This window comes from Anoxybacillus sp. LAT27, from assembly GCF_022030075.1.
Classification (GTDB): domain Bacteria; phylum Bacillota; class Bacilli; order Bacillales; family Anoxybacillaceae; genus Anoxybacillus; species Anoxybacillus kestanbolensis.
In genome coordinates this window covers 52,822-68,290 of sequence record NZ_JAIWYK010000064.1, presented here as the reverse complement: position 1 = coordinate 68,290, position 15,469 = coordinate 52,822, and the positions used below count along the sequence as shown (strand labels likewise).

12 protein-coding genes are annotated in these 15,469 nt (G+C 45.6%); 2 read left to right on the top strand and 10 right to left on the bottom strand.

Features of this window, described 5'->3' with window-relative positions:
* Positions 1–46 precede the first annotated feature (46 nt).
* Together LD028_RS04805 and metH are read left to right on the top strand one after the other, a co-directional pair.
* Positions 47–1,894: a bifunctional homocysteine S-methyltransferase/methylenetetrahydrofolate reductase gene (locus LD028_RS04805; protein ID WP_237811122.1), complete on the top strand. Its 1,848-nt coding sequence runs from the start codon at positions 47–49 to the stop codon at positions 1,892–1,894.
* A complete protein-coding gene (gene metH / locus LD028_RS04800) occupies positions 1,887–5,276 on the top strand; it encodes a methionine synthase (RefSeq protein WP_077427676.1) in 3,390 nt (1,129 codons plus the stop codon). The genes LD028_RS04805 and metH overlap by 8 nt, the downstream gene beginning before the upstream one ends.
* 232 nt (positions 5,277–5,508) lie before the next feature.
* Here the strand turns inward: metH and cobO are convergent, their stop codons facing one another.
* The 10 genes from cobO to LD028_RS04750 are packed head-to-tail and all read right to left on the bottom strand — an operon-like array spanning position 5,509 to position 15,469.
* Entirely contained in the window at positions 5,509–6,030 is a 522-nt protein-coding gene (cobO, locus tag LD028_RS04795) for a cob(I)yrinic acid a,c-diamide adenosyltransferase (protein WP_077427678.1), read from the bottom strand.
* The gene (cobA, locus tag LD028_RS04790; protein ID WP_237811121.1) at positions 6,024–6,773 is read right to left on the bottom strand and encodes a uroporphyrinogen-III C-methyltransferase; all 750 of its coding nucleotides are present in this window, start codon (positions 6,771–6,773) and stop codon (positions 6,024–6,026) included. Before cobA ends, cobO begins: the two co-directional genes overlap by 7 nt.
* A complete protein-coding gene (gene cobT, locus LD028_RS04785; protein WP_237811120.1) occupies positions 6,766–7,791 on the bottom strand; it encodes a nicotinate-nucleotide--dimethylbenzimidazole phosphoribosyltransferase in 1,026 nt (341 codons plus the stop codon). Before cobT ends, cobA begins: the two co-directional genes overlap by 8 nt.
* Entirely contained in the window at positions 7,781–9,295 is a 1,515-nt protein-coding gene (locus LD028_RS04780) for a cobyric acid synthase (RefSeq protein ID WP_237811118.1), read from the bottom strand. The genes cobT and LD028_RS04780 overlap by 11 nt, the downstream gene beginning before the upstream one ends.
* The gene (locus tag LD028_RS04775) at positions 9,288–10,661 is read right to left on the bottom strand and encodes a cobyrinic acid a,c-diamide synthase CobB (protein ID WP_237811117.1); all 1,374 of its coding nucleotides are present in this window, start codon (positions 10,659–10,661) and stop codon (positions 9,288–9,290) included. Before LD028_RS04775 ends, LD028_RS04780 begins: the two co-directional genes overlap by 8 nt.
* Positions 10,643–11,722: a cobalt-precorrin 5A hydrolase gene (locus LD028_RS04770; protein ID WP_237811115.1), complete on the bottom strand. Its 1,080-nt coding sequence runs from the start codon at positions 11,720–11,722 to the stop codon at positions 10,643–10,645. Before LD028_RS04770 ends, LD028_RS04775 begins: the two co-directional genes overlap by 19 nt.
* A 1-nt stretch (position 11,723) precedes the next feature.
* On the bottom strand, positions 11,724–12,491 hold the full coding sequence (gene cobM / locus LD028_RS04765; RefSeq protein ID WP_006318921.1) for a precorrin-4 C(11)-methyltransferase: 768 nt from the start codon (positions 12,489–12,491) through the stop codon (positions 11,724–11,726).
* Entirely contained in the window at positions 12,488–13,189 is a 702-nt protein-coding gene (gene cobI / locus LD028_RS04760) for a precorrin-2 C(20)-methyltransferase (protein WP_237811114.1), read from the bottom strand. The genes cobM and cobI overlap by 4 nt, the downstream gene beginning before the upstream one ends.
* Entirely contained in the window at positions 13,186–14,391 is a 1,206-nt protein-coding gene (cbiE, locus tag LD028_RS04755; RefSeq protein ID WP_237811113.1) for a precorrin-6y C5,15-methyltransferase (decarboxylating) subunit CbiE, read from the bottom strand. Before cbiE ends, cobI begins: the two co-directional genes overlap by 4 nt.
* Complete coding sequence (locus LD028_RS04750) at positions 14,357–15,469, bottom strand: cobalt-precorrin-5B (C(1))-methyltransferase (protein ID WP_237811112.1); 1,113 nt, start codon at positions 15,467–15,469, stop codon at positions 14,357–14,359. Before LD028_RS04750 ends, cbiE begins: the two co-directional genes overlap by 35 nt.

The following is a 15,469-nucleotide window of genomic DNA, read 5'->3' as shown; positions in this document are numbered from 1 at the left end:
ATGAGGAAGACTTTTTTACTTTAAACGGAGAAATGGAGGAATGGACGTGGGATTGTTAAATGACTTAAAAGAACGCATCGTCATCGCGGACGGAGCGATGGGCACGTTATTATATGCACACGGCATCGATCGTTGTTTTGAAGAATTAAACGTCACAAAACCTGAAGAAATCGTTCATATTCATGAAGCGTATATTGATGCAGGTGCTGAAATCATTCAAACGAACACATACGGCGCGAACTACGTCAAACTGGCGCGTTACGGGCTACAAGATGACGTAAAAAAAATAAACGAAGCAGCGGTCAGTCTTGCGAAACAAGCCGCAAAAGGACGCGCCTACGTGCTCGGTACGATCGGAGGATTGCGCAGCACAAACAAAAGTGCGATTTCCCTTGAAGAAGTGAAACGAACGTTTCGTGAACAGCTGTACGTCTTGTTAAACGAAAATGTTGATGGGCTTTTACTTGAAACGTATTACGATTTTGAAGAATTGCAAACTGTTCTGTCCATCGCTCGCCAAGAAACGACGTTGCCGATCATCGCCCACGTCACATTGCACGACATTGGCGTCTTACAACATGGCATGCCGCTTGCCGAGGCGCTGTATCAACTCGAACAGCTTGGCGCCGATGTCGTCGGCTTAAACTGCCATCTCGGTCCGTACCATATGTTACGCTCGCTTGAAGAAGTGCCGATTCCATCGCGCGCCTTTTTATCTGTATACCCAAACGCAAGCTTGCCGCAATATCGCGACGGGCGATTCGTTTACGAAACGAGCGAACAATATTTTGAAGAAACCGCTCGGGCGTTTCGCGATCAAGGGGTGCGCCTCATCGGCGGCTGTTGCGGCACAACGCCAAAACATATTGCCGCCATCGCTCGCGCCCTTTCTGACCGCACACCTGTATATGAAAAGGAAGTCAAACAGCGGCATACAATCACCGTTCAAGAAGCGGAACAAACATCTGCACCTTCCCTAGCTGACATCGCGCGCATGCGTCGGTCAATTATCGTCGAGCTTGACCCGCCGAAAAAACTCGGCTTAACGAAATTTTTAGAAGGCGCAAAAGCGTTAAAAGAAGCACATATTGATGCGCTAACGCTCGCCGACAACTCGCTGGCGACACCACGCATTAGCAATGTCGCTGTCGGAACGATCGTCAAACAACAACTGAACATGCGCCCGCTCATTCACATTACATGCCGCGATCGCAACTTAATCGGCCTACAGTCGCATTTAATGGGGCTTCATACGCTCGGCATGACCGATGTGCTTGCTTTAACCGGCGATCCATCGAAAGTCGGCGACTTTCCGGGGGCAACGTCCGTATACGATTTATCGTCATTTGACCTTATTTCGTTAATTCGGCAATTTAACGAAGGGCTTTCGTATTCGGGCAAACCGCTCGGACAAAAAACGAACTTTTCGATCGCCGCTGCCTTTAACCCGAACGTGCGCCATTTAGATAAAGCGGTGAAACGGCTCGAGAAAAAAATTGAATGTGGTGCCCATTATTTTTTAACACAACCGCTTTATAGCGAAAAACAAATTGAAGACGTCTATGAAGCGACAAAGCATTTATCAACACCGATTTACATCGGCATTATGCCTTTGACAAGCGCGCGCAACGCCGACTTTTTACACCATGAAGTGCCGGGCATTACATTGTCTGATGACATTCGCGCTCGCATGGCCGCTTGTGCCAACGACCCGATTCAAGCAACAAAAGAAGGATTGGCAATCGCCAAATCGCTTATCGACGCAGCATTCGATTTATTCCAAGGCATTTATTTAATTACACCGTTTTTACGCTACGACATGACAGTCGAACTCGTTCGCTACATTCATGAAAAAGAACGGCTCGCAAAAGAAAGGACGGTTTACTATGGCTAGTTTATTTGCACAGCTTGAGAAAAAAATTTTAATTATTGACGGCGCGATGGGGACGATGATTCAAGCGGCCAATTTAACGGCGGACGATTTTGGCGGGGAAGCGTACGAAGGATGTAACGAATATTTAACGCTCACCGCCCCTCATGTCATCTCACATATTCACGAAGCATATTTCGCCGCAGGGGCGGACATCGTTGAAACAAATACGTTTGGCGCGACCCGCATCGTCTTAGACGAATACAACCTCGGGCATTTAGCGCTTGAATTAAATATTGAAGCAGCGAAACTCGCCAAACGAGCGGCTGAAAAATATACAACGAGCGATCACCCTCGCTTCGTTGCCGGTTCGATGGGTCCGACGACAAAAACGCTATCTGTCACAGGCGGAGCGACATTTGCCGAACTCATTTCTTCCTATGAAGAACAAGCGCGCGGTTTATTGCTTGGCGGCGTCGATTTGTTGTTGTTAGAAACGTGCCAAGATACGTTAAACGTGAAAGCTGCGTTTCTCGGCATTACGAAAGCGTTTCAAGCGGTTGGAAAACAAGTACCGCTTATGATTTCTGGAACGATCGAACCGATGGGAACGACGCTTGCCGGGCAAACGATCGAATCGTTTTTTATTTCCGTTCAACATATGAAACCTTTTGCTATCGGCTTAAACTGCGCCACAGGGCCGGAATTTATGACCGATCATTTACGATCGCTCGCTTCATTAGCGAACACCGCCGTCAGCTGCTATCCGAACGCCGGTCTTCCTGACGAAGAAGGACATTATCACGAAACGCCCGAGATGCTGGCGAAAAAAATTCGCCAATTTGCCGAGAAAGGATGGCTAAATATCGTCGGCGGCTGTTGCGGCACGACACCACAACATATTCAAGCGATCGCCGAAGCCGTTCGCGACATCCCGCCCCGCTCGATTCCGAAACAGTTTGCGATGCATGCTGTGTCAGGCATTGATGCGCTCATTTACGATGAAACGATGCGTCCGCTTTTTGTTGGGGAACGAACGAACGTCATCGGTTCGCGCAAGTTTAAACGGCTCATTGCGGAAGGAAAATATGAAGAAGCGGCAGAAATTGCTCGCGCTCAAGTCAAAAACGGGGCGCACGTCATCGACATTTGTTTAGCCGACCCTGACCGCGATGAAAAAGAAGATATGGAGCAATTTATTCAACAAGTCGTGAAAAAAGTAAAAGTGCCGCTTGTCATCGACTCGACCGATGAAGACGTCATCGCTTGCGCCTTGTCGTATTCGCAAGGAAAAGCGATTATTAACTCGATTAACTTAGAAGACGGCGAAGAACGATTTGAAAAAATTGTTCCGCTTCTTCATCAATACGGAGCAGCGGTCGTCGTCGGCACGATTGACGAACAAGGCATGGCGATCGAAGCGAAACGAAAACTTGATATCGCCCTTCGTTCATACGATTTACTCGTCAACAAATACGGTGTCTCACCGCACGACATCATTTTCGATCCGCTCGTTTTTCCGATCGGCACAGGAGATGAACAATATATTGGTGCAGCGAAAGAAACCATTGAAGGCATTCGCCTCATTAAACAACATTTGCCGAACTGTTTAACGATGCTCGGCATTAGCAACGTCTCATTCGGTTTGCCACCTGTCGGACGCGAAGTGTTAAACTCCGTCTTTTTATACCATTGCACACAAGCTGGTCTCGACTATGCGATCGTCAATACCGAAAAATTAGAGCGATTCGCTTCCATTCCTGAAGAAGAAGTACGTTTAGCCGAGGCGTTGTTATTTGACACAAACGATGAAACGTTAAACGCTTTTATTCAATTTTATCGCGATAAAACGAAGCAACCGAAACAAACAAACGTTCATATGACGTTAGAAGAACGGCTCGCCGCATATGTCGTTGAAGGAACGAAAGACGGGCTCATTGAAGATTTAACGCTCGCATTACAAACGTACAGCCCGCTTGACATTATTAACGGTCCGCTTATGAACGGAATGGACGAAGTCGGTCGTTTATTTAACGACAACCAACTCATCGTCGCCGAAGTGTTGCAAAGTGCGGAAGTGATGAAAGCCGCGGTCGCCTTTTTAGAGCCGTATATGGAGAAAAACGAAACGAGCGTGAAAGGAAAAGTGCTGCTTGCAACCGTCAAAGGAGATGTACATGACATCGGCAAAAATTTAGTCGACATTATTTTAAGCAATAACGGGTTTCATGTCGTTGACTTAGGCATTAAAGTGACACCACAACAACTCATCGAAGCGGTGCGACACGAACAGCCCGATATGATTGGCTTATCAGGACTGCTTGTTAAATCCGCACAACAAATGGTGCTTACCGCCCAAGACTTAAAACAAGCCGGCATTTCGTTACCGATTTTAGTTGGCGGAGCGGCTCTGTCACGCAAATTTACCGATACGAAAATTGCCCCTGAATATGACGGTATCGTTTTGTACGCCAAAGATGCGATGGAAGGACTGACGCTAGCCAATCGCATCGTTCAACAAGATATCGTCTATGAGAAAAAAGAAAAAGTGGAACATGTAACAAAACAGCAAAACGCTGTCGCCGTCATGACAAAGTCCAATGTGAAGCAAGCACCTATTTACGTTCCGACCGATACAGAAAGGCATATATTACAACACATTCCGCTTTCACATATCGAACCGTACGTCAATTGGCAAATGCTTCTTGGTCACCATCTTGGCTTAAAAGGAAACGTCAAACAACTGTTGGCGGAAGGAAATGAAAAAGCGATCATGTTAAAAGAGCTCATCGATGAATTACTTGCCGAGGCAAAACGAACGAACTCGCTTGCGCCAAAAGCGGTATATCAGTTTTTCCCGGCAACAAGCGACGGCGATACGGTGATCATTTACGACCCACGCGATCAACAAACGGTCATTGAGACGTTTACGTTTCCAAGACAAACGAAAGCACCGTATTTATGTTTAGCAGACTATCTTTCTAGCGAACAAATCGACTACGTCGGGCTATTTGCCGTTACCGCTGGCGCAGGCGTGCGCGATTTAGCACAACGGTTCAAAGAAGAAGGGCAGTTTTTGAAAAGCCACGCCATTCAAGCGTTAGCGCTTGAACTAGCGGAAGGATTGGCGGAACGCGTGCATCAAATTATGCGCGACCGCTGGGGCTTTCCAGATTCGCCCGATTTTACGATGGAGCAACGGTTTGCGGCAAAATACCAAGGACAACGTTTTTCTTTCGGCTACCCTGCTTGTCCAAATCTCGAAGACCAAGAAAAACTGTTCCGCCTATTACGTCCAGAAGAAATTGGCATTCATTTAACAGAAGGCTATATGATGGAACCGGAAGCGTCTGTCTCCGCCATCGTCTTCGCTCATCCGGAAGCAAGATACTTTAACGTGTTGTGAAAAAGCTGACTAAAGTCAGCTTTTTCATACAATACGATCGGGTAAATAATATTCACATGCTAGTTTTTTAAAATCCTTTTCATTCCATGTGACGACCGCTTGTACGGTAGGAGAATGTTTCATAAGCGAGCTAAGATAAGCATCCGCAAAGTCAACACGATGCTTTCCATAACTCGCTATCGCTTGCAACACAACTTCTTTATCGATCGTTTTTATACATGGGAAATATCATCTACAAATCAATCCCTTTTATCGCATGAACGCCTTCACGGTAATAATGTTTCACTTCTTTCATTTCCGTCACTAAATCGGCAAGTTCGATCATTTCCTCTTTTGCCCCTCTTCCTGTCACAACGACATGTGTGTGTGCTGGCTTATTCGCCAATGTGTACACAACATCTTGAAGCGGCAAAACATCATCAATCGGAAAAGATGTAATCGCTAACGCAACATTTAATTCGTCTAAAATAACGACATCATACATACCTGATTGCACACACTCTTTCGCTAGCGCCCACCCTTTTTGCAATGCTTCGCGATGCTCAGCCGGTGTTTTCGTCCATGTGAAACCAACACCTGTTTGGTGTACGGCGATGCCAAGTTGTTGGAATATTTTCGCCTCACCATATGGACGATGCGGCGATTTAATAAATTGAATGACAATCACTTTTTTCCCATGCCCCGCGGCCCGAACAGCAAGACCGACCGCTGCAGTCGTTTTTCCTTTTCCGTCCCCTGTATAAACAATCACCATGTTTCTTCCACCCACTTTAATTGATCGTGTAAACGTACAACGTCTCCGACAACGATAATGGCAGGGGAAGAAAGTTGTTTTTCATTGACGATATCAACGATCGTTTGTAACGTACCGACAACTGTTCGTTGCTTATTTGTCGTTGCCCATTCAATGACGGCCACTGGCGTATGCCCATCTTTCCCATGACGTTGTAGTTGTTCACAAATGTAAGCGATATTTGCCATCCCCATATAAAATACGAGCGTATCTGTCGCATGGCTAAGCGCAGACCAGCGAATACGATCACGTTCTCCGCTTTGGTGTCCCGCAATAAACGTCACCCCGCCCGCATAGTTGCGATGCGTCACCGGAATGCCGGCGTATGCTGGCGCAGCCACACCAGCAGTCACACCTGGAACGATCTCATACGGGATGCCATGTTTCCGCAAATGTTCCGCCTCTTCGCCACCGCGACCGAACATAAACGGATCGCCGCCTTTTAATCGTACGACTGTTTTTCCTTGCAACGCATATTGTACAAGCCATTCGTGAATTTGTTGTTGAATATTTCCATGCTTTTTCGGTTCTTTACCGCAGTATAGTAGCTCGGCTTTTTCTTTCGCATATACAAGCAGCTGTTTGCTCACGAGCCGATCGTAAATAATGACATCCGCCCGCTCTATACATTCGCGCCCATATACGGTAATAAGCTTCTCATCCCCCGGACCTGCCCCGACAATGTACACTTTTCCTTTATTCATGATGATCACTCCCTGTTGATACGTTCGCAGAGGAAAATGTTGCCATATGAAGCATCGCCATCGCCATATGGACAATTGGAAATGCTACCGCTGCCCCGCTTCCTTCACCAAGACGCATATGCAAACGAACGAGCGGCTCTTTGTTTAATAACTGCAGTGCGACGCGGTGTCCCGGTTCGACAGATTCATGACCAGCAATCATATAATGGACAACTTGCTCATTCAACCGCTGCGCAACAAGTGCAGCAACCGTACAAATAAAACCGTCAAGCAAAATCGGAACATGCCGTTCTGCTGCTGCAAGCATCGCACCAGCCATCGCTGCAATTTCAAGTCCACCGATTTTTGTTAATAAATCGAACGGATCGGACGCGTTCGGCTGATGAAGCATAAGTGCTCGTTCAATAACCGCTCGCTTATGTGCAATGGCTTCATCATGAATGCCTGTTCCTTTGCCGACAAGTTCAGCCACGCAGCGACCGCTCATTGCTGCTAATAGCGCACTAGCCGTCGTCGTATTGCCAATCCCCATTTCACCAACGATTAAACAGCGAATTCCTTGATCTATCATTTCATTCGCCTGTCGATGTCCAACTTGTACCGCTCGTTCAGCTTCTTCCCTTGTCATCGCTTGTTCATGGGCAAAGTTTTTCGTTCCATATGCCACTTTCTCATTGATGACACCTTCTTCATCCACATCAACCGCCACACCAACATCAACGACCGCAAATATAGCGCCAATTTGTTGACTGAATACGTTAATGGCCGCCCCGCCACGCACAAAATTTAGCACCATTTGTGCGGTCACTTCTTGCGGATACGCAGACACTCCTTCTTTTGCGATGCCATGGTCAGCTGCAAATACAAGCACGCCAGGCGGTGTCACACGTGGAAAACGCTCCCCTGTCATTTTTGCAATCTCGATCGCTAATTCCTCAAGACGCCCAAGACTGCCGCGCGGTTTTGTTAATTGGTCAATATAATTGCGCACTTCTTCCCCAATTTGTTCATAAAGCATGATGTTCTCCCCCTTGAAATTCAATCATTTTTCGTTCAATTGCTTTCACATCGACATGTTTTTCAACACAATCAGCTAAGTCATCAAATGCTTGCGCACGCAATTGCCGATAATGTGGACGCTCCATTAACGGTGAAAGTTGTTTTTTTCTTCGCACACTATTTAATAAATGGTGCCGAAACATATCGTTATGAAACAAGTCATGCATATATGTTCCGATGACGCGCTCATCTTTCGTTTTACAACCATCCGTTTTTCCGCTTAACAAAATAAGTGGCTCACCTTGTTTCACAAGTGAACGCCCCATATGAATTTCGTACCCTTTTACATCAAACATTTCGTTTTTGTACACCAACATCCCTTCACATAGCACTGTCGTTTTTTCACAAGCGAGCGTCGTTTCAACCGGCAACAAGCTTAATCCAGCAACAGCATCAAGTGGTGTTTCGACATGAAACGGATCTTTAATACGTTCGCCGAGCATTTGGTAGCCACCACAAATACCGAACATGATTGTATCACTTCGTTCATATAAACGGCGGATTGCTACAAATAAACCCGTCTCTTTTAAAAAGTGAACGTCTTCAATCGTATTTTTACTGCCCGGCAAAATGAGTATATCGGGCTCACCTAACAACGACGCGTCCGACACAAACCGTACCGAACAGTCCGGCTCCGCAAAAAACGGATCGATATCAGTAAAGTTGGAAATGCGAGGATATTGAATGACGGCTACATCGATCGCTTTCCCATCGTCTTTTTTCGTCGCATAACGAGAAAGTGCAACCGAATCTTCCGCATCGATGCGCACGTGCGTATACGGAACAACGCCAAGTACCTTCACACCTGTATATTGTTCGAACCAGCGCAATCCCGGCTGAAGAAGCGAAAGGTCGCCACGAAATTTATTAATGATGACGCCAATCACACGCTTGCGATCTTGTTCCTCTAATAATTGCAACGTGCCAACTAAACTCGCAAACACCCCTCCTCGCTCGATGTCGCCAACGAGAACGACCGGAGCATTTGCCATGCGTGCTACACGCATATTCACAAGTTCGCGATCATTTAAATTTACTTCTGCAGGGCTTCCCGCTCCTTCAATGACAAGACGATCGTACTCGTTCATTAACACATGAAGCGATTGTTGAATCAGCTCCAATCCGAGATGAAAAAACTCGTTGCGATAAGTAGTAGCTTTCATATTTTCATACGGTTTTCCATGTACAACAATTTGCGCTTCTTGATCGCGGCTTGGCTTAATTAAAATCGGATTCATATGCGTCGTCGCGACAACACCCGCTGCCTCCGCCTGCACCCCTTGCGCGCGTCCAATCTCCTTTCCATCGAGCGTCACGTATGAATTAAGCGACATATTTTGTGATTTGAACGGGGCCGTTTTCCAACCATTGCGAGCAAATATACGGCAAAAAGCCGTTGCGATCACACTTTTTCCTGCATCTGAATGTGTTCCTTGAAACATAATCGGAAGCGCCCTACGCATCTTTTTTCACCTCGCTACACGCCTTGAGCCATCGCTCAACAAGCAAAGGATTCGACAGAAAATAAAAATGAACGTAACCAGCGACGAGCCGCTTATCCATATACCCGTCTCGCTTGCATCCGCGCAAACCTTTCGCTTCATATGCAAATTTTTCTTCTTGGCGTCGGATGAACGTTGAATAATGAAATTCGTGACCTTTCGCTTTGTCTTGTTCGAACAGAAAATTTCCAGACATTCCCGTCATTTCACGATACCCAAGTGCTACAAGCGCTCGCTGCATACGCACATGTCCCGGAATCACACCAACCATCTCATAATATTGCCCATCGGTCGTCTCAATGCCTTCTGTTAAATACATAAATCCCCCGCACTCTGCAAGCGTCGGTAAACCGCGTTGAATCGCTTCCGCAACCGACTGTTTCACTTGTTCATGTTGTGCAAGTTCCGCTGCAAATTCTTCTGGAAATCCCCCACCAATATATAGCCCATGTACATCATGTGGAACACATTCACCAGCAAGCGGTGAAAAATAAACAAGTTCTGCTCCATACGACTGAAGCATCTCTAAATTTTCTTCATAATAAAAATGGAATGCGGCATCTTTTGCCACAGCGATGCGTACATCATACGTTTGTTTTAATGTAAAAAGCGGCTTGCTTTGAAGTTCAGTCGCTTCCGCTAACTCCCATATCATATCTAAATCGAACGTTTGCGTGATGCGCTCACCAAGCCGATCGAAAAACGGCTGAAGCTCACCACGCTCCACAGATGGAACGAGCCCTAAATGGCGTTCTGGAATTGTTAAATCGTTTGTTTTTTGTAAATAGCCGACAACAGGAATACCGCATTGTTGCTCAATCGCTTCTTTCACAAGCCGAAAATGTCCTTCGCTCCCAACGCGATTCGCAATGACACCAACGATGCGAACGTCTTTGTGAAACAATTGAAATCCGCGTACGACAGCCGCCGCACTTCGCGCCATTCCTGAACAATCAACGACTAACAACACCGGGCTTTCCGTGATAATGCTAATTTCTGCAGTGGAACCTTCATCTGTCGTCGCTCGTTTCCCATCAAATAGCCCCATTACCCCTTCAATAATGGAAAGATGCGCTCCTTCGCTTCCTTTCTTGCATACGTGGCGCACAATGTCTTCATTTCCCATCCAACTATCTAAATTGCGCGAACGCCTCCCTGTCACCGCCGTATGATATGTCGGATCAATGTAATCAGGTCCGCATTTAAACCCTTGAACAACATAGCCTTTTTGTTTAAACGCACTCATTAAGCCGAGCGTTATCGTCGTTTTTCCAACACCGCTCCCAGTCCCAGCCACGACAATTCGCCTCACTCTTTTCCCTCCCATAGCGCAACGGAAATCGTCACATTCCCACTCTTTTTTTTCGTTAAAATAAGCTTTTGTTGTCCGCTATATCGCTTTGCTGCAGGTTCGCTTACACCATATGCCCCAGTATAGCGAAATACTGTTTCAGACGGTTCATCAATCGGAACGGCGTTCAACTGCTCTGGCGTGTAGAAAATAAGCGGCCATTGATATTTGTTTGCTACGGCTATCAACCCTTCTTCATCTTTTTTTAAATCAATTGTGCATAATGCTTTCACACTTTTTATAGAGAAACGTAGCTGTTGTAACGTATCACAAATCACTTGTTCGATTTCTTCCGCTCTTGTCCCACGATTGCAACCGATACCGATGACGATCACTTTTGGACGGTATAACACTCCGTTTTGTAAAACCGCCTCTTCCTCTTTTTCAAGCAAACGATGCGTAACAACGAGCGCTGCATCTGGCTTCGCTTCAAGCGCTTCAGCGATCGAAGCATATTGTCGAATGTTTGACGGAATCGGGGTATCATATGTCCACCAATTCCGTTCACCCGATTCTTGCACGACGGCAACATGCTGTTCATTTACAACTGCTGCACTCACAGGAGTTAAGTTTTCTTCATTCTCCCATTCCCATCCGAACGACCGACCGAATAAATCTACCGCAATCGTTTGTTGCACATCAGACGCTGTCGTAATGACTGGACGAGCGCCAAGCAAATCCGCCACCTTTCGCGTCAACTCATTCGCTCCGCCTAAATGACCGGATAATACACTAATGACATGTTCCGCCTTATCATCAATAACAACAACAGCAGGATCTGTTTTTTTATCTTTTAGTAACGGGGCAATCATGCGCACAACTGCCCCAAGGGAAATAATTAAAATAAGACCGCGGTACGTGACGAACCATTTTCCTAAATGAGAGCGAACATTTCCTGAAAATAAATAAATACCTTTTTGCTTTTCATCACCTTTTGCAAATTTATCTGTGTAATACACGTGTGTATTTGGGAGTGTTTCATGTAGTTTTCGTGCAATTTCTACTCCGTGCTTCGTAATGGCTACAACGGCATACATGTTATTCCCCACCTTTTCGATAGCCGTGTGTAAACGTTTCATCATACAATTTGGAACGACATGATTCATCGAGTTCATTAGAAAGCGCCCACCCCGCTAAAATAAGCGCATGTCTCCGAATACCGTGACGCTGCATATCTTCATGTAGCGTACCAACAGTAGAACGCACAATTTTTTCGTCCGGCCACGTTGCTTTATACACAACAACGACAGGAGTATGCTCACTCCACCCTGCTTCAAGAAGGGCTGCAGTCACTTTTTTCGTTAACGTTGCACTTAAAAAAAGAGCGATCGTACAATGATGTTGCGCTAACGATGCAAGCTGTTCTTTTTCTGGAACAGGTGTCCTTCCTTCTGCTCGCGTTAAAATGACCGTTTGTGTGACATTCGGTACAGTTAATTCCACTTGCGCAACAGCTGCGGCTGCAAATACAGAACTGACCCCAGGCACAATGTCGACATCTATCCCTTCTTTTTTCAACAGCACAATTTGCTCCATCGTTGCTCCATAAACGGATGGGTCTCCTGTATGAAGACGGACGACCATGTTCCCTTTTTTCACTTCTTCACACATAAGTGAAACGATTTGCTTTAAATGCATGCCCGAAGTACAAAAAATGCGCGCGTCTTTTTTGGCATATGTAAGCAACCCATCGTTAACAAGCGAATCCGTGTAAAAAATGACATCCGCTTGCTGCAACAGCTTCATTCCTCTGACTGTAATTAAATCGCTCGCTCCCGGACCAGCGCCGACAATATATATTTTCACTTTCTCACCACCATTAATGTTAAATAAGGTAATGACACTTGCTCCAACTGTTCAATATTCCATATGACCTCTTCGTGAGATGTCACTTTTGTCACAACTGCTGCTTTGTTTGTTATATTCATCTCCCTTAAAATGGCAAGAAGCAGCGACATCACTTTTGCGACTTTTAAAAAAATGACGCAATCGTGCGTTTCAATCACTTTTTTCATCGCATAATAATCATCTCGTGCTGGGACGATGGCAACTGTCTCATCCCCATCCGCTAGCGGCAACTGCAAACGTGCGGCTGCTCCATTTATAGATGAAATGCCAGGTACAATTTCGATCGAAACGTCCGGATATTTCATTTGCATCGTGCGCATAAAATGAATCCATGTGCTATATAAAAGCGGATCGCCTTCCGTCACAAACGCAACATGCTTCCCCTCACGCAAATAAGTCCATACCGTTTCGACTGTTTCATTCCATTTTTCTCGCAACACATTTTCGTCTTTCGTCATCGGAAAAACGAGACCAAGCATCTGTTTTTCTTTTGGCGAAAAGTACGCATCGACAATTTGCTGCGCATAACTTTTACTGCCATTCGCCTTTTTTGGATAAGCAATGACGTGCGCCTCTTTCAATCTACGAAACGCTTTGACTGTTAGTAGTTCTGGGTCCCCGGGACCAACTCCTATGCCGTATAACGTACCAATCATTCTGTATCCCTCTTCCATGCTGAAATGATATATATTGGATTTAATGCATCAAAACGCGTCAATTGTAAAATCGGTTTGCTACGTGAAAATTGGGCGAGCAAAATATCAACAGTATATCCATAGCTTCGTAATGCATCGATCGCTTCATATAACGTTTCGACCGTGACTGCATTGATGACGATGCGCCCACCTTTTTTTAATCGCATACAACAAACAGCAATAATGTCACGCAAACTCCCTGATGTGCCGCCAATAAAAATCGCATCTGGATCAGGAAACTGCTCCAAATGTTCTGGCGCGCGGCCGTGAATGAGTGTAAAATCTACGCGAAACTTTTTCATATTTTTCTGACATATCTCGATATCATAGGCGTTTTTCTCAATTGCAAATACTGCTCCTTCACGAGCAATTTTTGCCGCTTCAATAGCTACCGATCCTGTACATGTGCCAATGTCCCATACAACGCTTTTTTCATGAAGATGAAGCGCCTGCAAACTTAATACCCTCACTTCTTTTTTCGTAATGAGCCCTTTCTCTGGTTTCCGTTGCAAAAATTCATCATCATCAATTCCAAATGCCCAATTCGGTCCTTTGTTCACACGACGTAAAATAACGATATTTAACGGAGCAAAAGAAGCATCTTTCATTTCTTCTAGCGTCAAAAAACGACAGCGCTCGTTTTCACCTCCGAGATTTTCTCCAACAAATGCTTCGTATTCCGTCATTCCGTATGACAATAAGTACGAAGCGATCGCTCGTGGATCATTCGTATCATCCGTCAAAACCGCCACTTTTTCTTTCCCATCTATCCGCTGTGCCAATCCTTTCATCGTACGCCCGTGCAAACTAACGATGTATGCATCATGCCAACTTTCTCCCATTTTCGCAAACGCCCATTGTAGCGAGCTTACAGAAGGATATACTTCAATCGGCACTTTTTTTGCTAAATAACTACCGATTCCATAAAACATTGGATCCCCCGAAGCTAAAATGACCGTTTTTTTTCGTTCATTCATTAATGTCGCTACAAGCGATGATAAATTGTTCCGAATAACGATTTTTTCTCCTTTGTAATGAGGAAAAAAAGATAGTTGCCGTTCCCCACCAACAAGCCGTTCACTTTCATCAATCCATTGTTTATATAGCGTAGGGAGGGATGCCGCTCCGTCAGCACCAATCCCGATTAACTTCATTCGCTCCATCGCTTCGCACCGCCTTTCCTAAACATTGCCCTTTCAGCGTATATAACGTCGTCTCGACAGTCAGTCCGCCATTCACTTCCCGCAACGCATGTTGGCAACAATAGTCACATAACAAATGAAAGAATGACAAATGTCCAGCTTCATACATCATATCGCCAACTTGCGATGCGGTATTTGCCTGTTTAATTGCTTCAACAACGTGCATCGGAGCACCTGATTGTTTCGCAACGTCTGCTAAAAATTGAAAATCAACAGGTGCACTTTTGGAATGAACCATCATAACGCCTTGGGCGACTTTCGAAAATTTTCCCATCATCCCAACGAGCGACACTTTTTTTATCCCGAGCCGCTTACATTGTTTTAATGTAAATCCAACAAAATCCCCCATTTCAATAAATGCTTCTTCTTTCAAATGAGGATATTGTTTCATTGCATATGTTTCACTTCTTCCACCCGTGGTGACAACAACATGATCGCAGCCACAAGCGATCGCAACTTCAAGCGCACGCACAATACTTGCTCGATACGCTGATGTCGAAAATGGAACAACGATGCCGCGCGTCCCTAAAATCGAAATGCCTCCAACGATACCAAGACGGCCGTTTAATGTTTTTTTTGCGATTTCTTCCCCATTTGGAACAGAGATAATAATGCGCACACCACGTTTTATACCGTATTTTGTCATCAACTCATTGGCAACGTCCATCATCATTTGCCGCGGCACGGGATTAATCGCTGCTTCGCCAACAGGAATAGGTAAACCCGGTTTTGTTGCTCTTCCGACGCCTTCTCCCCCGTCAATATGAATCCCTTCCTTCGCCCAGCTTACAGTTGCGACAATAGAGGCACCGTGTGTCACATCTGGATCATCTCCCCCATCTTTAATTACCGTTGCGCTCGCTCGTTCTTCTTCCATTTCACAAGAAACGATCGCAAAGGTAACTTCTCGTCCGATCGGCAACATAATGGTCGCTTCTGTTTGTTTCACGCCAGTAATGAGCGCACATAACGCCGCTTTAGTAGCAGCCGTTGCACACGCCCCTGTCGTATATCCTTCACGCAACTTTTCTTTTTCCAT